General features: G+C 55.9%; 13 protein-coding genes. 7 read left to right on the top strand and 6 right to left on the bottom strand.

The window, feature by feature from the left end:
- The first annotated feature begins 27 nt into the window (after window positions 1-27).
- Window positions 28-777 carry a hypothetical protein gene (locus ACN0SY_RS14215; protein WP_417688176.1) on the top strand — a complete coding sequence of 250 codons (750 nt, stop codon included), beginning with the start codon at window positions 28-30 and terminating at the stop codon, window positions 775-777.
- Between the two features lie 36 nt (window positions 778-813).
- Here ACN0SY_RS14215 and adhP read toward each other — a convergent pair whose 3' ends face one another.
- Window positions 814-1,833, bottom strand: coding sequence for an alcohol dehydrogenase AdhP (gene adhP, locus ACN0SY_RS14210; RefSeq protein ID WP_417688174.1), 1,020 nt, complete (start codon window positions 1,831-1,833; stop codon window positions 814-816).
- A gap of 271 nt (window positions 1,834-2,104) precedes the next feature.
- The gene (locus ACN0SY_RS14205; protein WP_417688172.1) at window positions 2,105-2,581 is read right to left on the bottom strand and encodes a MarR family winged helix-turn-helix transcriptional regulator; all 477 of its coding nucleotides are present in this window, start codon (window positions 2,579-2,581) and stop codon (window positions 2,105-2,107) included.
- A gap of 85 nt (window positions 2,582-2,666) precedes the next feature.
- Here ACN0SY_RS14205 and ACN0SY_RS14200 point away from each other — a divergent pair, with 85 nt between their 5' ends.
- Genes ACN0SY_RS14200 through ACN0SY_RS14190 form a run of 3 tightly spaced genes read left to right on the top strand, consistent with a single transcriptional unit; the run spans window position 2,667 to window position 7,397 of the window.
- A complete protein-coding gene (locus tag ACN0SY_RS14200; protein ID WP_417688170.1) occupies window positions 2,667-4,442 on the top strand; it encodes an N-acetylglutaminylglutamine amidotransferase in 1,776 nt (591 codons plus the stop codon).
- 4 nt (window positions 4,443-4,446) lie between these two features.
- A complete protein-coding gene (gene ngg / locus ACN0SY_RS14195; protein ID WP_417688168.1) occupies window positions 4,447-6,228 on the top strand; it encodes an N-acetylglutaminylglutamine synthetase in 1,782 nt (593 codons plus the stop codon).
- Complete coding sequence (locus ACN0SY_RS14190; RefSeq protein ID WP_417688166.1) at window positions 6,225-7,397, top strand: osmoprotectant NAGGN system M42 family peptidase; 1,173 nt, start codon at window positions 6,225-6,227, stop codon at window positions 7,395-7,397. Before ngg ends, ACN0SY_RS14190 begins: the two co-directional genes overlap by 4 nt.
- 186 nt (window positions 7,398-7,583) lie before the next feature.
- Here ACN0SY_RS14190 and ACN0SY_RS14185 read toward each other — a convergent pair whose 3' ends face one another.
- A complete protein-coding gene (locus tag ACN0SY_RS14185; RefSeq protein WP_417688164.1) occupies window positions 7,584-8,696 on the bottom strand; it encodes a helix-turn-helix transcriptional regulator in 1,113 nt (370 codons plus the stop codon).
- Window positions 8,697-9,182: 486 nt separating this feature from the next.
- Here ACN0SY_RS14185 and ACN0SY_RS14180 point away from each other — a divergent pair, with 486 nt between their 5' ends.
- The 3 genes from ACN0SY_RS14180 to ACN0SY_RS14170 all read left to right on the top strand — a co-directional run bounded on the left by ACN0SY_RS14180 (window position 9,183) and on the right by ACN0SY_RS14170 (window position 16,782).
- Complete coding sequence (locus ACN0SY_RS14180; protein WP_417688162.1) at window positions 9,183-13,616, top strand: VCBS domain-containing protein; 4,434 nt, start codon at window positions 9,183-9,185, stop codon at window positions 13,614-13,616.
- Window positions 13,617-13,690: 74 nt separating this feature from the next.
- On the top strand, window positions 13,691-15,463 hold the full coding sequence (locus tag ACN0SY_RS14175) for a type I secretion system permease/ATPase (protein WP_417688160.1): 1,773 nt from the start codon (window positions 13,691-13,693) through the stop codon (window positions 15,461-15,463).
- Complete coding sequence (locus tag ACN0SY_RS14170; protein WP_417688158.1) at window positions 15,460-16,782, top strand: HlyD family type I secretion periplasmic adaptor subunit; 1,323 nt, start codon at window positions 15,460-15,462, stop codon at window positions 16,780-16,782. The genes ACN0SY_RS14175 and ACN0SY_RS14170 overlap by 4 nt, the downstream gene beginning before the upstream one ends.
- A 202-nt stretch (window positions 16,783-16,984) precedes the next feature.
- On the opposite strand, the gene ACN0SY_RS14165 is transcribed toward ACN0SY_RS14170, so the two are convergent.
- The 3 genes from ACN0SY_RS14165 to ACN0SY_RS14155 are packed head-to-tail and all read right to left on the bottom strand — an operon-like array spanning window position 16,985 to window position 22,114.
- The gene (locus ACN0SY_RS14165) at window positions 16,985-20,290 is read right to left on the bottom strand and encodes an error-prone DNA polymerase (RefSeq protein WP_417688156.1); all 3,306 of its coding nucleotides are present in this window, start codon (window positions 20,288-20,290) and stop codon (window positions 16,985-16,987) included.
- Complete coding sequence (locus ACN0SY_RS14160; protein WP_417688154.1) at window positions 20,287-21,765, bottom strand: Y-family DNA polymerase; 1,479 nt, start codon at window positions 21,763-21,765, stop codon at window positions 20,287-20,289. Before ACN0SY_RS14160 ends, ACN0SY_RS14165 begins: the two co-directional genes overlap by 4 nt.
- Complete coding sequence (locus ACN0SY_RS14155; RefSeq protein WP_417688152.1) at window positions 21,680-22,114, bottom strand: ImuA family protein; 435 nt, start codon at window positions 22,112-22,114, stop codon at window positions 21,680-21,682. The genes ACN0SY_RS14160 and ACN0SY_RS14155 overlap by 86 nt, the downstream gene beginning before the upstream one ends.
- Between the last annotated feature and the right edge of the window lie 447 nt (window positions 22,115-22,561).

Genomic DNA, 22,561 nt, shown 5'->3' with positions numbered 1-22,561 from the left:
GGCGCGGACAAAAATGCTGGCCTCGACATGCTTTACCGTGCCTGTGCGCCAACGACCTCGGACGGAGCCATCAACGAACTCCTGAGATCGTGGGGACGCGACATTGCTGATGCCCGACAGACGATGGGACTGAGCCAGTCTGCCTGCGCAACCTGCCTGTTTCTCAACGAGGATACGGTAAGACGAATAGAACTGGGCGATCCCCGCATCGGGCTGGGAGCGTTTGTCTCTGTCTTGTGGGCGCTGGGGCTGATGGATGCGCTGGAGGGGCCGCTCGCACCCGTTGAACAGGAGGAGCGCCCGGTTTTCCTGCCGGCGCTCATACTTCCCTGGCAGGTTTCGAAGCTCCCAGTTCCCGTGAAATCGCCGGGACTCCCCGACCTGGATGATGAACCATTCACTCCGTCCGGCCCGAGATGGCCGATCGAGCTATGGGCGCTGGAGGATCGTTTGATCATCGGCGAGCTCTGGCGGTTCGACCCATCAGCGGCTGATGAGACGGTTTGCGAAACCCCGCATGATGAGGGTCTTGTTGCCGACTTCGAGTTTCAACGCATGCTGGAGGCCTGCCTTTCCGAACCGGAGGCAGACATCAGGGAAACCCTGCTTGCCGCCTATGGCGATGCGGCAGAGGAAACGCTTGCGGGAGTTTGGGCAGACGATGCTGCTGAACCGACCGAGGTGGCCTGCGAAGGCCTTCTATCCCGCTTCCTGCGGGGCATCAAACGATCGTTTGGAAAGACAAAACCAGAGCAGAAAGCGAAGAAAGTGGCCTGACGCAGGGCTCGCGACTTGCGTCAGGCGAGTAGCTCGTTAGAGCGTCATAACAATTCGGCCGTCGATTTCACCCGCGCGCATCTTGTCGAAGATGGCATTGATGTTGTCGAGGCTATCCTCGGAGTAATGCGATGCGACCTTGCCTTCGGCCGCGAACTCCAGAGCTTCCGAAAGATCGTTCCGAGTACCGACAATCGATCCGCGGATGGTCTTGCGCATCAGGACTGTTTCAAAGATCGGCAGCGGGAAGTCTCCAGGCGGCAAACCGACAAGGCTCATCGTTCCGCCCCGCCCAAGCATGCCCACGCCTTGCGCGAAGGACGAATTGGAGACGGCAGTGACAAGGACGCCTTCGGCGCCTCCACCTTTCTGGACCTCGGCGACGGGATCCGTGGTGGCAGCGTTGATGGCAAGATCAGCACCAAGCGACTTTGCCAGTTCAAGTTTGCTGTCGGATATGTCGACCGCGATGACGTGCAGGCCCATGGCCTTTGCATATTGAACGGCAAGGTGTCCCAGACCACCGACCCCTGCAATGACGACTGTATCGCCTGGCTTGGTGTCGGTTTCCTTCAGCCCCTTGTAGACCGTCACGCCGGCACACAGGATGGGAGCCGCTGGTGCGAAGGCGAGACCATCCGGCAATCGGCCGACATAGTTGGGATCAGCCAGAACATACTCTGAGAATCCGCCGTTCACGCTGTACCCGGTGTTTTGCTGGTCGGCGCAAAGCGTTTCCCAGCCACCCACGCAATGGCGGCAATGGCCACAGGCCGAGTGAAGCCAGGGTACACCGACACGGTCGCCCTCCTTGACTCTTGTGACCCCCTCGCCGACCTCGCAGACAAAGCCGACACCTTCGTGCCCGGGAATGAAGGGTGGCTTCGGCTTGACAGGCCAGTCACCTTCCGCGGCATGCAGGTCGGTGTGGCAAACCCCGCAAGCCTCTATCTTTACGACAATCTTTCCGGGTGTAGCCTTTGGTCTTGTAACGGATGAAATATCGAGTGGCGCCCCAAATTCCCGCACCACCGCAGCCTTCATGTCGCTTGTCATGAGCGCTCCTGAAAAATGAAACTTCAGAACGCCCTAAACCTACCGGGAAAGGTCAACTTAACAATACGCAGGAGACCCTAAGGCATTTCCCGGACATGCCGACTAGCCTCCGCCATCCATTTTACTCGGCAGGAACAGTGCGATCGAGGGAACTGCCAGAACACGCCATTCGGCCCTGGCGCAATGGGTGCGCGAACCAATCGTTCAGACGATCCTTTAGCGGTCCGGTCGGGGAGTTCTAACAGATTGAGCCGGGTATCTCGACGGCTGTTTACTCCTGAAGCTCGCCAGTTGTCAGGATCGGCGCAGCGCTGATCTTGTGCGCGTTCATCATCTCCGCAATCTTCTCGATTGCCGCGACGAGCGCCTTCCGTTCTTCAACCGGGAGGCTGGCGAAGTTTGCCTCGAATTCTTCATGGAGAAGGCCCGGGAGATTCTGGACCAGCGCGGCGCCTGTATCTGTCAGGTGCGCGTGAACAACCCGGCGATCGACCGTGGAACGATACCGCCCGATCAGGCGTTTCTCCTCGAGCTTATCCAGGATCATGACCACGGTTGCCGAGGACAGGTCCGCCTGATCCGAGAGTTGTTTCGTCGTGACTTCGCCAAGGTCTCGGATTGCCTGGAGCACGACGATCTGCGGAATCGTGAGTCCGACTGCCCGGGAAACCTCCCGCGATCGCAGGTCGATCGCGCGTACGATGCGCCTGATCGCCTTGAAAACCCTGGATGTATCGGTCGTTTCCATAATTATGACTCTGATTATTTGACCTCTAATGATTTGATCCCTATCTATTGCGGCGACCTAACACTGACAAGGGAAATTTGATTTTATGTGCGGTATTTGCGGCGAAGTGGTTTTCGGCGACGATCTGGCCAACACGACTCGGGTGGACAGAATGGCCCAGGCCCTGGCTGCACGCGGGCCTGATGCAATGGGCGTCACCATGCGCGGCCGGGTTGCCTTCGGACATCGCCGCCTCAAGATCATCGACCTGTCCGACAAGGGCGCGCAGCCGATGACGGACGTGACCCTTGGACTTACCCTGGTCTTCAACGGCTGCATCTACAACTACCAGGATTTGCGTCAGGAGCTGATCGCCAAGGGCCATAGCTTTGCATCGACGAGTGATACTGAAGTCATCCTGAAAGCCTGGGCAGAATGGGGTGGCGACTGCTTTTCCAGGTTCCATGGCATGTTCGCTGTAGCCATTCACGAACATGATAGCGGGCGGCTACACCTCGCCCGCGACCGTTTTGGTATCAAGCCGCTGTACTATTCCGAGGCCGGTGGCCGTCTTGCCTTTGCCTCTTCCTTGCCGGCCCTGTTGGCGGGCGGCAGCATCGACAGGTCGATCGATAAGGTCGCTCTCAACCACTACATGAGCTGGCATGCTGTCGTGCCGGCGCCGCGCACGATCTTGAATGGTGTGCGCAAGCTGCCGGCGGCCACGCTTCGAACGATCGAAAAGGATGGATCCTACAAGGATGTCACTTGGTGGGAGCCACGTTTCGAGCAGTCTGCCGAAGACATGAATCGTTCAGCCGAAGAGTGGCGGGACATGGTGCTGGAGGGGCTGCGCACCGCCGTTCGTCGCCGGATGGTGGCGGATGTTCCGGTTGGCGTGCTGCTGTCTGGAGGCGTTGATTCCAGCCTGATCGTCGGTCTGCTGGCGGAGGAAGGACAGAAAGACCTCGCGACCTTCTCGATCGGCTTCGAGGAAGCCAACGGCGAAAAGGGCGATGAGTTCCAATACTCGGATCTGATCGCCAATCACTACGGCACCGATCACCGCCAGATCTTCATTCCCTCGTCAGAGCTTCAGGGAAACCTTCCCGGTGCGATCAAGGCCATGTCCGAACCGATGGTGTCCTATGACAATATCGGCTTCTACCTTCTGTCGCGCGAAGTCTCGAAATACATCAAGGTGGTGCAGTCGGGGCAGGGGGCCGACGAGGTCTTTGCTGGCTATCACTGGTATCCGAAGATGGTCGGTGCAAATACGCCGGCCGCATCCTACGCCGACGCCTTCTTCGATCGCTCCTTCAATGCCATGGCTGAAGCTGTTTCGCCGGAGTACATGTGCGAGCGTGACGAGGCGATGGCGTTTGTCGAAAATCATTTCGGCAAGCCAGGTGCTGACGATCCGGTCGACAAGGCCTTGCGTCTCGATACCAACGTCATGCTGGTCGATGACCCGGTAAAGCGAGTCGACAATCATTCCATGGCCTGGGGCCTTGAGGCGCGCGTACCGTTCCTCGATCACGAACTGGTGGAGCTCGCAGGTCGCATTCCCGCGGAACACAAGCTTGCTCAGGGCGGCAAGGGCGTCTTGAAGGAGGCGGCCCGTCTTGTGGTGCCATCTGAAGTCATCGACCGGCCGAAGGGGTATTTCCCCGTTCCTGCGCTGAAATACATCCAGGGAAGCTACCTCGACATGGTACGAGATGCGCTGACCAACGAGGCGGCGCGTAGCCGCGGCCTGTTCAACTCGTCCTACCTGGACAAGCTGTTCAAGGATCCGACAACCTACATCACGAAACTTCGCGGATCAGAACTTTGGCAGGTCGCTCTTCTGGAAATGTGGCTGCAGGCTCAGGAGGTCTGAACCAATGGCGGACAACGAGGTGAGCCGGCCGAAGGGTGCCTACGACCACCGTTTGAAGCGCATGCGTGACCATGGCATGAAGCCGGTCTACCGCCCTGGAGAGCTTCAGGCGCACAAGAACCGGGTCGTTGAGTGCGGTTGGGGCCGGCTGGTGTTCGGAAACACGTTTTCTGATCCGGCCGACCTGGTGTCTGTTTTGCGCGACGAACGGCCGGATCAGCGCGACATCGCATTCTACGTGCGCGATCCGCATGTGGTCCTTGGAACGGCGCCCCAGGAACTGTTCCTCGATCCGTCCCATACCTATCGGTTGGATCTGGCGACCTACCGACCGGCACGGAACAGACGCAAGGGCTTCACCGTCCGGCGGCTTGGTTCCCGCCGCGATGCGGAGGCCATCAATATCCTCTACACCAGTCGCAACATGGTGCCCGTTCCTCTGGACTTCTTCTGGAACCGGATGGACCAGCGCGAATTGACGGTGCTTGTTGCAGAAGAGGACGAGACGGGTGCGATCGTGGGGACGGCGATGGGCGTGAACCACGACGCCGCTACAGCCGGTGCCGACAAGGGGGCTTCGCTCTGGTGCCTTGCCGTCTCTCCGCAGGCACGCTTTCCAGGCATAGGTGAAGCCTTGGTGAGGCGTCTCGCAGAGCAGTTCAAGGGGCGCGGAGTGCCCTACATGGACCTCTCGGTGATGCACGACAATACTCAGGCGATCGCGCTCTACGAGAAACTCGGCTTCGACCGCGTTCCCTACTTCACCGTCAAGCTCAAGAACACGATCAATGAAGCGCTTTATGCCGGTCCTTCGGTGGAGGAAAAGCTCAATCCCTACGCCACGATCATTGTCAATGAGGCGAGAAGACGGGGCATCCGTTCGGAGATCATGGATGCCGAGGCCGGCTTCTTCCGCTTGTCCTATGGCGGCCGCTCGGTCCGGTGCCGGGAATCCCTCACCGATTTCACCACCGGAGTTGCCATGTCGATCTGCGACGACAAGGCGGTCACCCACCGCGTCGTCCGCAATGCAGGCCTGAACGTGCCGCGCCAGATCCTGGCTGGGGACGAGGGCAGGATGTCCGAGTTCCTGACAAGCGTTTCGTCCGTAGTCGTGAAGCCTGCTCGAGGAGAGCAGGGCAAGGGCATTGCAATCGGCCTTTCATCGATGGAAGAGATATTGCGTGCCGTTGAAAACGCGCGAACCTATTCGGATGAAGTTGTGCTGGAGGAGTGTGTCTCGGGGCACGATCTTCGCCTTGTCGTCATCGACTACAAGGTCGTGGCGGCCGCAATCCGAAAGCCTGCCGAGATCGTCGGCAATGGCCGTGCCACGGTCAGGGAACTCATCGAAAGTCAGTCCCGTCGCCGCTCTGCCGCAACGGGGGGAGAGTCTCGCATTCCGCTTGACGATGAAACCCTGCGCTGTTTGGCCATGGTTGGTTACGATCTCGAGACTGTCCTTCCACACGGTGAAACGGTTCAGGTTCGCAAGACCGCCAATTTGCATACAGGCGGAACGATCCACGACGTGACCGGTGAGACCCACTATGCGCTGGTGGACGCTGCGATCCGTGCCGCCCGTGCCATCGAGATACCCGTCACTGGCATCGACCTGATGGTGCCATCCCACCGGGAGGCCGACTATTGGTTCATCGAGGCCAACGAGCGGCCGGGCCTCGCCAATCACGAGCCGCAACCAACGGCCGAGCGCTTCATCGACTTTCTATTCCCGCTTTCCATGCCGCAGCCCGTACGGGACGCGTTGAACCGGACCGGACTATGAGCTTGCTATCAATTGACGTTCAGTATCTGAGCGAACGCCTCGAAGACCTTCTGAAGATCCCGAGCCCAACCGGCTATACCGATGAAGTCGTGCGGCATGTGTGTGCGGAAATCGACAAGCTCGGCATCTTCTATGAGTTGACGCGCCGGGGCGCGATCCGCGCTCGCTTGAAGGGGCGAAAGCAGCGCCCGGCGAGGGCCTTTGTCTCTCATCTGGATACGCTCGGAGCGCAGGTGAAGGCCTTGAAAGACAATGGCAGGCTGGAAGTCGTTCCGATCGGATGCTGGTCCGCCCGGTTCGCCGAAGGCGCCCGCGTCAATGTATTCACCGATAGTGGTGCCTACACCGGCACTATCCTGCCGCTGAAGGCTTCGGGCCATACCTTCAATACGGGTGTCGACGAACTCCCGGTTGGTTGGGATTATGTCGAGCTGCGCATCGATGCCTATGCACGCTCGAAGGGTGATCTGGACCGTCTCGGGGTTGAGGTCGGTGATATCGTTGCTGTCGAACCGCAATCGGAATTCCTGGACAACGGTTTCATCGTATCCCGGCACCTGGACAACAAGGCCGGGGTTGCGGTCATGCTCGCCGCGATGAAGGCGTTTGTCGATGCGGGCGTCACGCCGACGGTCGATCTCTATTGGCTGTTCACGATTGCCGAGGAAACCGGGCACGGGGCCACGTCGATCCTGCCGGCAGAAGTTGCGTCGTTGATCGCCATCGACAATGGCACATCCGCTCCGGGACAGAACTCGGACGAGTTTGGCGTAACGGTCGCCATGGGGGACGAAACAGGTCCGTTCGATTATCATCTCACGCGCAAGATCGTTGCCCTTTGCAAGGAAAACGACATCAAGCATCAGAAGGATGTCTTTCGCTACTACCGCTCGGATGCCGCCTCGGCCGTCGAGGCGGGAGCGGATGTGCGTACGGCCCTGATCACCTTTGGTGTCGATGCCAGTCACGGCTATGAGCGGATCCATATGCATGCCCTGCGATCGCTTGCGGAATTGACGAGCGCCTATGCCCAAAGCCCGGTCGAGATCGCGCGCGACGCAAGCGAGTTTTCCGACCTGAAGGGTTTCACTCACCAGCCCACGGAAGACGCCGAACAGCGACTGCGCCCCGAGACCGACGATCCGGAGACCGAACCCACCGGGGAATGAGCGGACCTGAGGTGAGGCCGCAGAAATGAGGGAAAGCAACTGGGACTTGGCTATACTTTACCTCGCTGCGACAGGGTTGGGGGCAGCCGCCAGGGAAGCCTGTTCGTGCCCCATGTGGTGCTTTGCAAAAGATGCCAAGTCCTCCAGGTCTTAGCTTGGTGGCTGGTTCCTGGGAGGTCAGCGGCCTTATTCGAAGAAACGGAACCTTTCATAGATTTGAATGATTTGCTTCTGTGAATTGACGCCAAGTTTTGACATTGAGGATTTTAGCTGCTTGCGCACGGTATCTTCTCGTACGCCTTTCTGCTTTGCGTATTCACCAAGAGATTGGAGGTTAATGACTGCGGAAATTACGCCACTTTCACTCTGACTGAGATTGAATAGCGAGCCTAATCGCTCCAGAGTCTTTGTAGATATCTCAAGAGCCTCGGAGAATACCATGATTTTGTATGTAACTCTGCGGGCACGCTCAAGGCGACCCTTTACAAAGCGCGGAAGCGGATTGAACATTTGTACCGCATAGCCCATTCCATTTGTGCTGTCCGAAAGGCGGATCACCGGTGAGATGCCTGCTTGAAGTTGGCGGTAGGCGCCATCAATTATTCGCTGCCCTGCGATCTCTGAGCACAGTAGCTTTCCGTCCTGCATTCTTAGAAAACCTGACTTCAAGATTTCCTTTGCGACAGAATTCGCATACTCGGTAGTGTCATCAATTGTGACGGCGATGCCATGGGTTTGGGTATCATTGGCGGATTCGTGAGCTATAGCCTTTTCTGAAACCTCTTCGCTTAGCAGTCTCAGGTGCAAGGCCTTGCGAACGTGAATGGCGATTGCTTCAAATTCTCTTGCGGTCTCTGCAGAGAATTCACCTCCTCGTCTAAGAGTACTTACCCCGAACCATCCAGTTTTATATTTTGATCCAATGTTGGATCCCATTATTTTATTTATATCATATTTGACATGTAGAATATTATGAATTGGGTTTGTTTTCAGCTCGATCTCTGAATTGAATTCGTCATCAAGAATTGCCTTACTGAATTCCGATTTTTTTATAAATTGCATCCGATAGTCTGTCGGATAGTATAAGTCATGGTACTCTCGAATAAAGTCTCCATCAATATTGGCGCAAAAACTTAATCCGGATAGTCTATTTGAGTTATTCTTCAAAAATATGTGAGCCTTCGCAATTTTTAATTGCATGGATATTTCTTTTAAAGCCGACTCGAAATTTGCTGGATCTTCTACTCCGTCATAGATGGATGATATTAGATGGTTAATAGTATTATTTGAGTCCTTCATATTAAGCCCCACAAACTACATAAATAAATTCCTGCCCGGAAAAAATTTTTCGATCGCGGTGTCACCGTGCGATCACTGCTAGACAGTCAAAAGCGCGCTTCACTCCATATTTTTTAACGAATGGTTAATACCCGGCTGTGGTTAAATTATGCGCAGTGATTTTGGTTAAGTGTTTGATATAAAATTTAAATTCAGAAGAACTGGACTTCTGCCCAAGCTAAATAATCTCTGATGGATCGTAAGTTTTTACGGTCCGAGCGCCGTATCCCCCCATTTGGGGAATGTTCGATGCTGACGCTCATCGCTTAAGCTTATAGTGCATTTTATCAGGGGTAATTTCCACCCTTTCTTTCATTTTCGATTATTCGACAGGGTAGTCGTTAGTAATTAATGAGGATATTAAAAATGCCTAATAATATTAATCTTGAGGAGTTTTTTAACTCCATTCGCGCAAAAGTAGCTGAAATCAAGGGGAATACGTCCTCGGTGTCTGATGTTGATGTGATCGGCACCTACATCGAACCCGAAGGTGACGACCCGTCTCCCGATGTTTCGAGCATAAATTTTGTCGACGGAACAACAGGTCCCGATGTTCCTCTCCTTGGAACTGAAGGTCTTGATCTGATTTTGGCCCGCAGCGGTGATGATCTCCTGGTCGGCTATGGCGGAATCGATATCCTGCTTGGAAGTGATGATGTCGACACGATCGACTATTCCTACCTGAATGGCACGGGTAGCGGCATCTTCATCGACCTGCGCAGCGGGATCGCCATCAGCATGGGCGGCGACATCGACCTGCTTTCATCCATTGAAAACGCTATCGGCACGGTGAACAACGATGTGCTGCTGGGCAATGGACTCAACAACATCTTTTTCGGCAACGGCGGCAGCGACATCATCGATGGTCGCGGAGGCAACAAGGACGTTGCCCAGTTCACCGGCAAGGCCGAAGATTACGACATCGTCACCAATGGCGATGGTTCCGTCAGCATCACGAATGCTACGGGTACAACAACTCTCTACAATATCGAGTTGGTCCAGTTCGGCGAGGGAAGCGAGGTCGGTGACATCGAGCTCTTCAGCGTCACCGAGGGTGCGCTCGTTGCACACAACGATGAGATTGCGATCACCGAAACCACCGACGACGATGACTTCGTTCCAGGTGCAACGAACTTCAACGTTCTAGGCAATGACGACGAGATCGGTTCGACGTCGGGACAGGTTATTACCAGTCTTGCTTTGAAGGGAGCAGGCGGCGCGGAAACCCAGGTTGACACGTCGGTTGATACGAACGGCTTCCTTCAGGTGCATGGGGAATACGGCACTCTGGTTCTCAACGTTGAAACGGGTGAGGCCAGCTACATCTTCAACGATGAAGCGGACCGTCTTGCAGACGGTGAGATCGGGACCGATACATTCATTTATCAGGTCGTCGGCGGGGACAAGGCGGAGTTTACTGTCACAGTGACAGGGTCCAATGACACCCCGACAATCGGCAACGATATTTCATTGAACTTCTTGCCGATTTTCGAACTGCCAGGAACCGAGGACAGCTCGTTCAATCATGTCCGTTCGGGTGTCTTCGAAATCAACGACCCCGACACTGTCGTTAACCCCGACAATTTCGAAATCCAGATTAGCGGACCGTCTGTGTCACTGGCTTCCGAAGCGGGCGACATCCTTGAGATCCCTGGCAATGTCTATGCTTCATTGACGGCAATTGATACCAACATCCTGTGGTGGTCTTTTGATTGGTCCGATGAGCAAGGCCGGGTCAATTACTCCTATCAGGTGCAGGACAAGGCTCTCGATTTCCTCGCAGAAGGGGACGTCCTCACGGTCAATTACACACTCCGTGTTCAGGATGTGAACGACTCGAACTCCTACGTCGATCGCCCGGTCACAGTGACCATCATTGGCACCAACGACCAGCCGGAAATTCTCGTCGATGAGAGTGTTCTCGACTTCCAGGTTGATGAACTTTTGGATGCAGATCCGCAAGCGATCAGCTTTCTGACCGGTAGCCTCGTCGTTGACGACCCTGATCTGGGTGACACGCTCTACATCTCTGTCGACGGTACAGGTACCCCGAGCTATTCAGAAGGCGCTCTGCCAAGTGGGGTGGACATCTCAGATCTCCTTTCGATGGGCAACTTCAACTTCACCAGTGGGACGGAACTGGGCAATGTCTTTTCCGTTCCCAAGGGCGAAAGTCAGAACGTTGAGTTCACCTACGCTTACAATGGGTCGGCAAATCTGGATTGGCTTGCTGCCGGCGAAGAACTGACTTTGACTTTCGATGTGAAAGTCAGCGACCGTAACTGGTTCCCTGAAGGCACCGATACGACCCAGATCACGATCACCATTACCGGTACCAACGATGCTCCGGTTCTCTCGGCGGGCAATGTGACCGGCTCGATCATCGAAGGTGATCCAGCAACACTATCCGATTCCGGGTCGATCGATTTTACTGATCTGGATCTGTCCGACACCCCGACGGCCTCCTTCGCCGTGAAGAGTGTTGCGGGGCTCGACGGAGTAAACCTAACCGCAGGCCAAATTGCTCACTTCGCCTCTGGGTTCGGTATCACCGAGGACGCAGGCAACACGAATGATGGCACCGTAAACTGGTCTTACAGCATTGCGGAGCAGTATCTGGACTTCCTCGCCGAGGGAGAGCAGGTGGAAGCGGTCTTCACCGTCGTTGTCGATGATGGCAACGGTGGCGTCGTCGAACAGGATGTAACGGTCACGATCACAGGCACCAACGATGCCCCAACGATCGGAACAGACATTTCCTTCAACTTCCTGCCGATCATCGAACTTCCCGGAACAGAGGGCAGTTCTTTCAACCATGTTCGCGCAGGCGTGTTCGAGATCAATGATCCGGACACAGTCGTCAACCCGGCCAACTTTGAGGTTCAGATCAGCCAGCCGACGTTCTCGCTCGCTTCGGGAGCTGGTGAGGTAATCGACATTCCGGACGCAATCTATGCTTCATTGACGGCAATTGATACCAACATCCTTTGGTGGTCTTTCGATTGGTCGGACGAACAGGGAAGGGTCAATTACTCCTACCAGGTACAGGACAAGGCGATCGACTTCCTTGCGGAGGGTGACGTCCTTACGGTCAACTACACGCTTCGCGTGCAGGACGTTAACGACGCAAACTCCTTCGTGGACCGGCCCGTCACGGTGACGATCATTGGTACCAATGATCAGCCGGAGATCCAGGTTTCGGAAAGCAACCTCGATTGGACGGTTCTCGAAGACGAAGATGCCGCCAATCAGGCGATAGGGACTTTCGAGGGGAACATCGTCGTCGTTGATCCGGATCTTGGCGACACTCTCTTTGTTCAGGTTGCTGACGGCACGGCCAGCTATTCCGGCGGTTCCCTTCCGGCTACAGTCGATCTATCGAGCCTGCTTGACGGCGCCAATTTCGATTTCGGCTCCTCAAATCCGCAGGACAATGTGTTCGATGTTCCGAACACCGGGCACGACGTCACTTTCACATACAGCTATGGTGAAACTGCAGACCTTGATTGGTTGGGCGCCGGCGAAACGTTGACCCTGACCTACGAGGTTACGGTCAGCGACGATCGCAGCCTCCCGCCGGGTTCCGATACGACCCAGATTACCATCACGATTACCGGCAGCAACGATGGTCCGATGTTCTCGTCGGGTGATTTTGACGGTGCCGTTACGGAAGAAAACTCGCCCGCAACACTCATGGACACGGGCATCGTTTCGTTCGCAGATCTTGATCTGTCCGATACCCCGGTTGTAACCGCTGAGTATTGTGCAGTCGAACCGGTCGGTGGCGGGTTTACTCTTACCCCGGCCCAGAAAAGTGCGTTTGAAAATGCACTTACGGTTCAACAGGGGGTCGGCAATACCAACACAGGTACAGCGACCTGGACCTTTGCGATCGCAGCAACGGCACTGGACTTCCTTGCGGAGGGCGAACAGGTTGAAGCCAAGTATCTTCTGACCGTGACCGATGACAGTGGCGCCGTAGACACCCGGGAAGTTGTTATCCTGGTGACTGGCACCAACGATCAACCGACCCTTTCAATTGACCCGGGCGGTGATTATTCGGTCACCGAGGCTGGTGTCGGTGAGGCAGGCGACGTCGCGGCTTCCGGATCCGTTACGGGCGAGGACATCGATGTCCGAGATGTCCTCACTTATTCCGCATCTGATTTGGTCGGGGCCCTCGGGACGTTCAGCATTGATGAAGATACCGGAGAATGGACTTACGAGATCGACCAGGCCTCTCCAAGCGTTCAGGCGCTGAATGTTGGCGATGTAGTTGAGGAACTCTACACGATCACCGTGTCGGACAACCACGGGGGATCGGCGACTGTCGATGTCACCATCACCATCAATGGCACAAATGATGCCCCGACAGTCTCTGACTACACTGGTTCATTCACGGTCGTTCACAGCAACAGCGACCCTGCCGAGAGCAGCTTCAATCTGTTTGACCTTCTCGGTGCGAATGATGTCGATGATGGTGAAACCGAGACGCTTCAGATCAATGACATCGCGGGGACTCTCAGTCTCTCGATTGCTGGGCATGAAGTGACGCTTGATATTGCCGATCTCGAGGCTGCAGGTCTCCTTGATATTGGTACGGGAGACGGAAGCTTTACATTCACCCGCAATCTGGAACGCATCATGGCTCAAGTGATGGACCAGGGTGAAACGGCTGAACTCTCGGGCTCGATGACGGTAAGGGATGTCAACGGAGCAGTCTCCGACACCGCTGAATTCGACATCGAACTAAGCGTCGATCCGGATGAGACCAACACGTTCGGTGGGGATGATTGGACTACGTCGCCTGGTGCTGGCGACATGCCGGACATGCTCGTTCCGACGTTCGATACGAATGGTGACGGGCCGACACTTATCTGACCCGGCTTCTATTATCGGGGAGGGCTTCCGAGCCCTCCCCAGTCATGTTTTTTCTATTATTTTGGAGAGTAAAAATGGCTGTGCGCAGCGTTGCGGAGAGCTTCTATCCAGCTCTCAAGGTCTACCGCTCTTCTTGGGCAGGTTTTTTTGCCGTCGGCTTCTTCTCGATTTTCGTCAATCTGGGCACATTGATTTCGCCACTGTACATGCAACAGATTTTCGATCGGGTGATGCAGAGCGGCCACCTGGAGACCCTGGTTTTTTTGACGGTATTGGTAATTTTTTTTCTTGCTGTGATTGGCGTTCTGGACGCGATACGCGGTTCCATTCTGGCGACTATCGCGAAATGGTGGGATGAAACGGTCCATGCAGATCTGCTTCACGCAATCATCCAGACAGCGCGGTCGACAGGGAATTCCTATTCCCATGCAATGAATGATCTGGGCACCATCCGGCAATTTGTCGGTAGCTCCGCAGTGCTTCCGTTCTTTGATGGTCCATGGGTTCCCTTCTTTATTGGGGCGATCGTACTCATTCATCCGGCGTTGGGGGTTATTGCAGTCGCCGCCGGCGTAATGCTTCTTGTCATCGCCGGAATAAATGACGTCGTGACTCGGCGCAGAATGGAAGGTGCAGCAGCAGCACGGGTTCGAGCGCAGCAGACTATCGATATTGCGTCGCAGCATTCGGAGAGCGTCTACAGCATGGGCATGATACCCGGTGTCATGGCCCGGTTCAGAGCGGACAATGAGATTGTTGCAGATTCAACCTACGGCGTCGCTTCGTTTTCGGCCAAGACGACCGCACTAAGTAAGTTTGTGAGGTTTGCCGCACAAATCGGTGTGCTGGGATTGGGGGCTTTCTATGCCACGCAGGGGGAAATTACCCCAGGTGGCATGATTGCAGCGTCGATTATCATGGGGCGCGCGCTTGCCCCTGCGGAACAGGCCATTGGTGCATGGCGGGGTCTTGTGGGGGCTGTCCACGCGCACGGCCGCCTGACCAACCTCTTTTTGAAGGCGCCCCTCCTTTTCGAGAAGACCAAACAGCCAGAGCCCTCGGGACGTCTTCAATTGCGAAGTGTGAACCTTCTGGTGCCCAATCATGAGAAGCCTTTGCTACGGAACGTTACCGTCGACATTCAGCCTGCAACGCTGAACGCGATTGTTGGTCCCTCCGGGTCCGGCAAAAGTACGCTATGCAAATTGCTTATAGGAGCTATGGATCCGAGTTCAGGATCGGTGCGGCTGGATGGTGTCGCAATGCGTAACTGGGAGCTCCAGCAGCTCGGTCAAAGCGTAGGCTATCTCGCGCAGTCTGTAGAACTTCTGCACGGAACGGTGAAGGAAAACATCGCAAGAATGGGATTGCCGGACGATGACAAGGTCATCGCTGCGGCCCAACTCGCCGGCTGCCATGACATGATCAATGGCTTGCCAAACGGCTATGAAACACTGATTGGTCCGGGGGGCTTGCGGTTGTCGGGAGGTCAGGCACAGCGGGTTGGCCTGGCTCGGGCAATCTATGGATTGCCGCGGCTGATCATTCTGGACGAGCCGAATGCCAATCTGGATGCCGAAGGCGAGGCTTCCCTGCAGGAGTGCCTGGTTGTTCTTCGAGATCTGGGTTGCACCGTGATCATCGTGAGCCATAGGCCATCCGCGCTTTCCAAAGTTGACCTCATAATAACTCTTTCCGAAGGAGCCATTCAAAAGACGCAGACCGGCGAGGAGTTCATGAAAAATGCAATCCGACCTGTCAGCGACATACTACAGAAAATTGGAGAAATGCAGTCGAAGCGGCAGCCATCATCTTCCGTTTCTGAAGCCGGGGGAGAAAGTCGATGAATAGAGGGGATAATCCAGGCTCGTCGCTTCGGCGCTCGATCCGTCGGCACTGGTTTCTTGGCTTTACGGTGGTTGCGGTCTGCTTCTTCGGCACCGGATACTGGGCGTCCAATGCTGAACTCTCTTCCGCAGCGATTGCTTCAGGGAAGGTAAGTCCGGACGGCAGTCTACGGATCATTCAGCATCTTGAAGGAGGCATTGTCCGGCAGCTGAACATCAAGGAAGGTGATCTCGTTCACAAGGGAGATGTCCTGCTGGTGCTTGATAAGGCGCTCGCAATGGCGAACTATCTTTCGACCTATCGCAAGTATCAGCGCTTCGTCGTGACCCGTGACCGGTTGCTGGCACAAGAAAGGGGCGACGAGTCTTTCGAAGTTGCCATTTCCGAGGACATGGCAAGTGATCGCAGCTACAGACAGTTTGTCTCTAACGAGATGCTCAAGTTCAAGGTCCGGCGCGAATTGCTGGCTAATCAGCGATCGACATATCATGTGCAGACGCGGCAGGTAGAATCGGAAATCGATAGTCTCAAGGCGCAGGTCGGGGGGATCGGCCAGCAGATCAAGCTACTCGACCAGGAACTTGCAAACAAACGAGAACTCCGAAAGAAGGGCCTCATCCGCGAACCGGAATTGCTCGCCCTTGAGCGGAAGCGCGCGGAATTATGGTCTGAGCAAAATGCAATCGGTTCGACAATCGCCAGAGCCAGACAAAAAATCGAAGAGATCAAGATTGCTGAACTGACTTCCCTGAGCGAAGAGCAGGAAAAAACAGCCAAGGAGCTATCGGAGATCAACGCCGAAATCGCTCAATCCGAAGAAGCCATATCGGCGACCACCGACATCTTGAAGCGGACGGACATTGTATCCCCAGTCGAAGGGCGTGTGTTGAAGGTCAACTATAAGACCGTTGGGGGCGTCGTCAGGCCGGGCGAGCCTATTGTGACCATTGTTCCCGAAAAAGAAGAACTTATCCTGGATACCCGTCTGGGGACCTCCGACATCGACAATGTTATCATTGGGATGACGGCAAAGGTACAACTTACGTCGTTCATGGGCCGCCACATGAAACCATTGACCGGTGAGGTCTTTCAGGTTGGAGCTGACGCCGAGACCGATGACAAGACAGGCGAGCTTTTTTACACGGTTCGTGTGCGTGTAACGTCTGAAGACATCAACGAATCGAATGGCGATCTGGAGCTCGTACCTGGCATGCCTGCTCAAATCTTTATTCAGACTGGGAGCCACACACCGATGCGGTATTTCTTGGATCCGCTGATGAAGTCCTTCGATCGAGCGTTTCGCGAGGAAAGGCTTTAGGTCACGACGACGAATAGGCCTCCGTCTCACCGTGCAAGAGGCGGAGGCGTCTTTCGTGCGAAGTCAAACTCAGTCAGGGATTGCTTCGCTCTCCTATTATCCCTTGCAGGGACCAAGTTCCCAAAGGTGTTTGAGGAAACACCGGCGTTTACCGTGCAAAATGTTCCAAGATAAGGTTGGAAGGCTATGCCCGTCGAAAGCCTTAATGAAAATCGCGGCTGGGAAATAGTTGATTTGCCTGATCTCTTGGATGCATCGCACGAGGTTGTTGCCGCGGGTGTGGAGCGGTATTGCTTTTGGTCGAGGCTCGGCTGATCGCGCTGTCCATTGGGCGAGCGAGATCGGGCAGGCGGAATGAAAGGTCTTCGATCTGCTGTGCGATGAGGTGCACGACGATACCTTCACGTTGCAGATAGCCCGTTACGCGCAATAGTCGGCCACTCATGACGATCTGGCGAAACCGCTCATAGACCTTTGGCCAGATCACTACATTAGACACGCCCGTTTCATCCTCCAGTGTTAGAAAAATTACACCTGACGCGGTCCCTGGGCGTTGGCGGGTGATGACAAGGCCACAGACGGAATAGCGACCCAGTTGAACCTTTTGCAGCGCGTCATGTGTAATGAGACCCGGTATTGATGAGCGTAGCAACTCCATTGGATGGGCCCGTAGAGACAAGCGCGTAGACACGTAATCCTCGATCACTTCCTCGCCTAGGTGCATTGGTGGTAACAGGGTTGGAGGTTCATGAATATTTTCACCGTTAATCGGATCGTTGAATAGCGGCAGGGGGCTCCGATCCCGCATCGTCCGCACCTGCCAAAGTGCATCGCGGCGGGTCAGGCCCATATCCGTAAAGGCGTCTGCCTCCGCCAGCCGTTCCAGCACTGCAGGTGCCACGCCGGCCCGACGCCAAACAGTTTGGGGGTCACGATAACCGTTGCCGCGGGCTGCTACTATCCAACCGGCATCTTCCTGACGAAAGCCCCTGATTTGTCGGAAGCCCAGTCGTAGGGCCAGTGCCCCATCGGAGCGGCGTTCCAGCGTGTTATCCCAGTGGCTGATATTGACGCAGATGGGGCGAACTTCGACCTGATGGTCGCGGGCATCACGCACGATCTGAGCGGGAGCATAGAATCCCATCGGTTGGGAGTTCAGCAAGGCGCATGCAAAAATCGCGGGGTGATGGCATTTCAGCCAGGCCGACACATAGGCGAGCATGGCAAAGGCAGCCGCATGGCTTTCAGGAAAGCCATAGTCTGCAAAACCCTCGATCTGGCCAAAACAGCGTTCTGCAACCTCTTGGCTGTAGCCGTTCGCTAGCATTCCATTAATGAACTTCTCCCGATGCATCCCAATCGTGCCCATGCGGCGGAATGAAGCCAAGGAGCGGCGCAGATGATCGGCCTCCGCTGCATCATAGCCCGCGCCAACCACGGCGATTTGCAAGGCTTGCTCTTGGAACAACGGCACACCGAGTGTTCGTTTCGTGACGGCTTCCAGTTCCGGACCGAAAGGTTCAACCTTTTCCAGTTCTTGCCGCCGTCTGAGGTATGGTTGCACCATGTCGCCCTGAATCGGGCCGGGCCGGACAATGGCTACCTCTATTACCAGATCATAAAAAGTCCGCGGCTGCATTCGTGGCAGGAAACTCATCTGCGCGCGGCTTTCAACCTGAAACACTCCCACGGCATCGGCCCGGCAGAGCATGTCATATGTCGCCTCGTCTTCTTGGGGGACACTGTCGATGCTGAGGTCATAGCGCATATGATCGTGCATCAAGTCGAAGGCTTTTCGGATACAGGACAGCATACCCAAACCCAGTATATCGACCTTGAGAATACCCAGCGTATCAATATCGTCCTTGTCCCATTCGATGAGTGTTCGGTTCTCCATTGACGCATTTTCGATGGGGCAGAGTTCGTCCAAACGCCCCTTGGTGATGACGAACCCTCCTACATGCTGGGACAGGTGACGGGGAAAGCCGATAATCTCTCCAATCAAACGAATGGTCTGAGCCAGACGGCGGTTAGCCGGGTCGAGACCCAGCTGCCTGATCCTATCAGGGTCGGCCCCGTCATTGGATTGACCCCAGATTTGGCCGGACAGACCTGCTGTAACGTCCTGCGACAATCCCATGACCTTGCCCACCTCGCGGATTGCTGCGCGCGAGCGAAAATGGATTACTGTGGCGCATAGCCCGGCCCGGTGGCGGCCGTATTTTTCGTAAATCCACTGGATGACTTCTTCGCGCCGCTCATGTTCGAAATCGACATCGATATCGGGCGGCTCGCTACGGTGTTTCGAGATGAAACGTTCAAACACCATGGCGATCAGATCGGGTGAGACATCGGTGATCCCCAATAGGTAACACAGGATCGAATTGGCCGCAGAACCTCGCCCCTGACACAGAATACCCTGCAAGCGAGCGAATTGAACGATGTCGTAAACGGTGAGAAAATAAGCTGGAAAACCCAGCTCGGCGACTAATTTCAATTCCTTATCCATCAGATCGTAAACACGCTGGGGTGCTCCATCTGGATAACGTCGCACCAGCCCTTCCTGCACCAGTCGTACCAGCCGCGCTTGCGGCGTTTCACCCTGTGCAATCTCGTCCGGGTATTCATAGCGCAACTCGCTCAGATCAAAGGCGCAGCGTGTGGCGATCTCCAAGGTGCGGCGTAAAGCTGCGGGATGATCGTGAAAGACCCGCTCCATATCCGCACGACCCTTTAGGCGGCGCTCAGCATTGGGCAGGGCGCGGGTGCCAATCTGGTCAATGGTGATATGCTCGCGCATACAGGTCAGCACATCGACCAGTTGGCGGCGCGCGGCACAGTGCATCAGCACATCGCCGACCGCTACCATAGGAGTTGCGCATGTCAGTGCCAGCTGCGCGCAGGCGTTCAGATAGGCCTGATCGGAACCGTCATAGCGAGGGGCGGCACCCAGAAAGACATGGCCGGGGAAATGGTATTGCATCTCTTGGATATGTGGCTGCGCGGCTTCCAGTTCGCCTTTTGGCAGGGCAATTAGGATCGTACCGGCGCACCCATCTTGTAAGTCGGTCAGATCAAGATGGCATTCACCTTTTGGGGCCCGCCGTTTGCCCAAGGTCAGAAGCCGGGTTAACCGTTGATAGGCCGCTCTGTCAGGCGGTAAGGCGATCCAGTCGACCGGACTGTCCCGCAACACTAGTCGACAGCCAACGATCAACTTCGGGAATTGTGTTGCTGCTGGCCGCTCGATCCGGCTGGGGTGCCCCACCTCCTGACGAGAGCATTGGTCGATGCGGTGGTGCGACCGGATGCTAATGGTTTCTTCGTCAGCCCGCCTCAACTCCGCCAGCGCCCGATAGGCTCGAACGACCCCTGCCAATGAGTTGTGATCAGTGATGGCAATGGCAGACAGGCCGAGTTCCATGGCCCTCACAACTAACTCCTCGGGATGGGAGGCGCCGGTCAGAAAAGTGAAATTGGAGGTTACACAAAGTTCCGCGTAGCTCATGCGAACTCTCCCTGCACGAACCAGCCGGGATTTTGTGGGGTGTAAAACAGCCAGAGCCGCCGCCCTTGCCTCGTTTGCACATGCCAGTAGTCCCGGACGCCGCTGTGCCAGTTTTCATCATCAAGCCACCATTCCGGAGCGATCCGCTCCGGGCCTGTCGCCCTTTCTGTGGTCAGCGGCATGCGCCTCCAACTAAACTGTCGGGGGGGGCGTGTACCGGTAGCGGAGATGGGCTCGGGGGGGAACAGCTTCAAAGGGCGTGGACGGGCGCCGGCCGATAGGCTTTCTGGCCGGGAATAAGCGGCAGCGGCGGTGATAAAGCTACGCTCGGGGATATGGCTGTCCGCAGGCAGAAAACGCTGAATATTGTCTAGTCCGATTCGGGTGCCAATCCGCGTGATAAGATCGTCCAAGGTGCCCTCGGGACCAGAGGAGACGTAGCTCACCTGCTGCACAGGTAGCGGTTCAACCGCTGTCGCCTCAAGCCGCATATGGTCGATACCATACCCTGCATCGACCTCACCCACGCCCCGTTCAAAAAGTGACAGGATGCGCATCGTATCGCGTAGAGGATGCGCCAGACGCAGCTCGACCATCTGCGCGGCTTTGTCGACCCGGCTCAGAGTCAGGCACAGTACCCGCGCCCCGGTCTCCTGCGCCTTGAGCTTGGCGCACAGCGGATCAAGCAGGCGGGAAAGTCCAGCCATCACATCGTCAAAGAGGCCAATCGGTTCAGGCAATGTCATGCGTACCCCGTAATGGGGTGGCTCAGCCAGGGGTGAGATTTGCTCCGGCTGGCGGCCAAGCGCCTGGTCCAGGCGCAGCAGAAGATGCGGGCCGAAACGGCGCGTCAGCGACGCGCGTGGCATGCCCTCCAGATCACGGATCTTGCGCAGCCCCAGACGTTGCAACCCCGCGACCGCTTTCTCGTCCATTCGTAAAGCAGCAACAGGCAGATCGGCCAATGCCTCAAACATCTTCCCTGGCTCTGCCAGGCCTTCGTCATAATGAGCCAGTGCCCATGCCGCCCCGCGTGTATCACCCAGCCCGATCCGGACCGTCAGTCCGGCGCGTTTCAGCCGCTGGCGCATATCGGCCAGCATCAATGTCTCTCCTCCGAAAAGATGCGCCGAGCCGGTGATGTCCAATACTAAGCCGTCATCACCTTCGATGCCCACCCACGGGCAATAACGCGTGGCCCAACGGCGCAGCACATGCAAAAACCGTTCGTCCTCAACTCGGTTTGCAGGGCAACTTCGCAGCTCAGGATAAAAGGCGCGTGCATCGGAAAGGGTGATGCCCCTTTGCAAGCCCTCACGCTCTGCCTCGTGGTTCAGACAAAATATCCGCTCTGTATTCGCCTGCTTGAGCGTAAGCGCAAAGGGGCCGTCAATCGGGTGTGTCCGCAGAACCCGGTCGCTTGCAAGCCGGGGAAACCACATCGAGGTGATGCGTCTCTGCATTCCATCGAACATGCCAAGCTCCCAATGTTCCCGTTTTGTTCTTAATAATCTCCCAGCGCATCAGAGTCGAGTCGTTCACGTCGAAAACCGGCGCACAATGCCAGCGGGTTTCCGCTGCATTGTTGCCCTGACCTTCGGGGATCAGACCCAGGCCAGTCGTACTGCCCGCCCTTGCAGTCAGTTGCAAGCGGCGGCCTTCGCGTAAGTCAAGCGGGCGAGATATCTCAAAGATAACAAGTGGAACTGCCCCAGCTTTGAGCGCTTCTTCCGAAACCGACAGCGTTTCGGTTTGGTTTCTAGTTTGCACCAACAACAGACACGCCGGATCCAGAAAGGCAGACAGGCCGACCGGATTGACCATCTCTGTTTGCCAAACCTCTCGGACCCATAGCACACGCCTAGCTGAGGCCGCGGCGATTGCGGCAAATGTCATAGAACTTGCCCCGCAGACCTCATGCACGCGGGCTTTGGCTAGCGGGAGATGAATATCCGAAACACAGGGCATGACGTATATGTAGTGAAACGCAACAGGCTATTACTACCCGAGTGTTACTTGTGAACAAGTGAGAAATTTCCGGGTCTGAAAGGCGTATGCATAAGGCATTGATATTTAAATGACGTCTGTGCCGTATAGTCCTCTGACCGTGCAAATTTGCTTAAACCGCTCCGGGTTTGGCGGGGGCTCCAGATCCTGAGTAGGATGGAGCATGATGAGCAAAGCGACCAACAAGGGGTCCCCGGAAGTACGCGAACTAGCGGTTCGCTAGTGCTGGATAATGAGAGCCAGCATGGATCTTGCTGGCAGGCG

The organism is Roseibium sp. (assembly GCF_048261595.1).
In the GTDB taxonomy this organism is placed as follows: domain Bacteria; phylum Pseudomonadota; class Alphaproteobacteria; order Rhizobiales; family Stappiaceae; genus Roseibium.
This window is presented reverse-complemented; position numbering and strand designations above follow the sequence as displayed.

Coding starts and splice junctions, on each gene's coding strand:
- adhP (WP_417688174.1), bottom strand. CDS start 1,833: ATGACAAGCGACATGAAGGCTGCGGTGGTGCGGGAATTTGGGGCGCCA.
- ACN0SY_RS14155 (WP_417688152.1), bottom strand. CDS start 22,114: ATGGTCAATCCGGTCGGCCTGTCTGCCTTTCTGGATCCGGCGTGTCTG.
- ACN0SY_RS14200 (WP_417688170.1), top strand. CDS start 2,667: ATGTGCGGTATTTGCGGCGAAGTGGTTTTCGGCGACGATCTGGCCAAC.
- ACN0SY_RS14165 (WP_417688156.1), bottom strand. CDS start 20,290: ATGAGCTACGCGGAACTTTGTGTAACCTCCAATTTCACTTTTCTGACC.
- ACN0SY_RS14175 (WP_417688160.1), top strand. CDS start 13,691: ATGGCTGTGCGCAGCGTTGCGGAGAGCTTCTATCCAGCTCTCAAGGTC.
- ACN0SY_RS14190 (WP_417688166.1), top strand. CDS start 6,225: ATGAGCTTGCTATCAATTGACGTTCAGTATCTGAGCGAACGCCTCGAA.
- ACN0SY_RS14215 (WP_417688176.1), top strand. CDS start 28: ATGCTTTACCGTGCCTGTGCGCCAACGACCTCGGACGGAGCCATCAAC.
- ACN0SY_RS14205 (WP_417688172.1), bottom strand. CDS start 2,581: ATGGAAACGACCGATACATCCAGGGTTTTCAAGGCGATCAGGCGCATC.
- ACN0SY_RS14160 (WP_417688154.1), bottom strand. CDS start 21,765: ATGTTCGATGGAATGCAGAGACGCATCACCTCGATGTGGTTTCCCCGG.
- ACN0SY_RS14185 (WP_417688164.1), bottom strand. CDS start 8,696: ATGAAGGACTCAAATAATACTATTAACCATCTAATATCATCCATCTAT.
- ACN0SY_RS14170 (WP_417688158.1), top strand. CDS start 15,460: ATGAATAGAGGGGATAATCCAGGCTCGTCGCTTCGGCGCTCGATCCGT.
- ngg (WP_417688168.1), top strand. CDS start 4,447: ATGGCGGACAACGAGGTGAGCCGGCCGAAGGGTGCCTACGACCACCGT.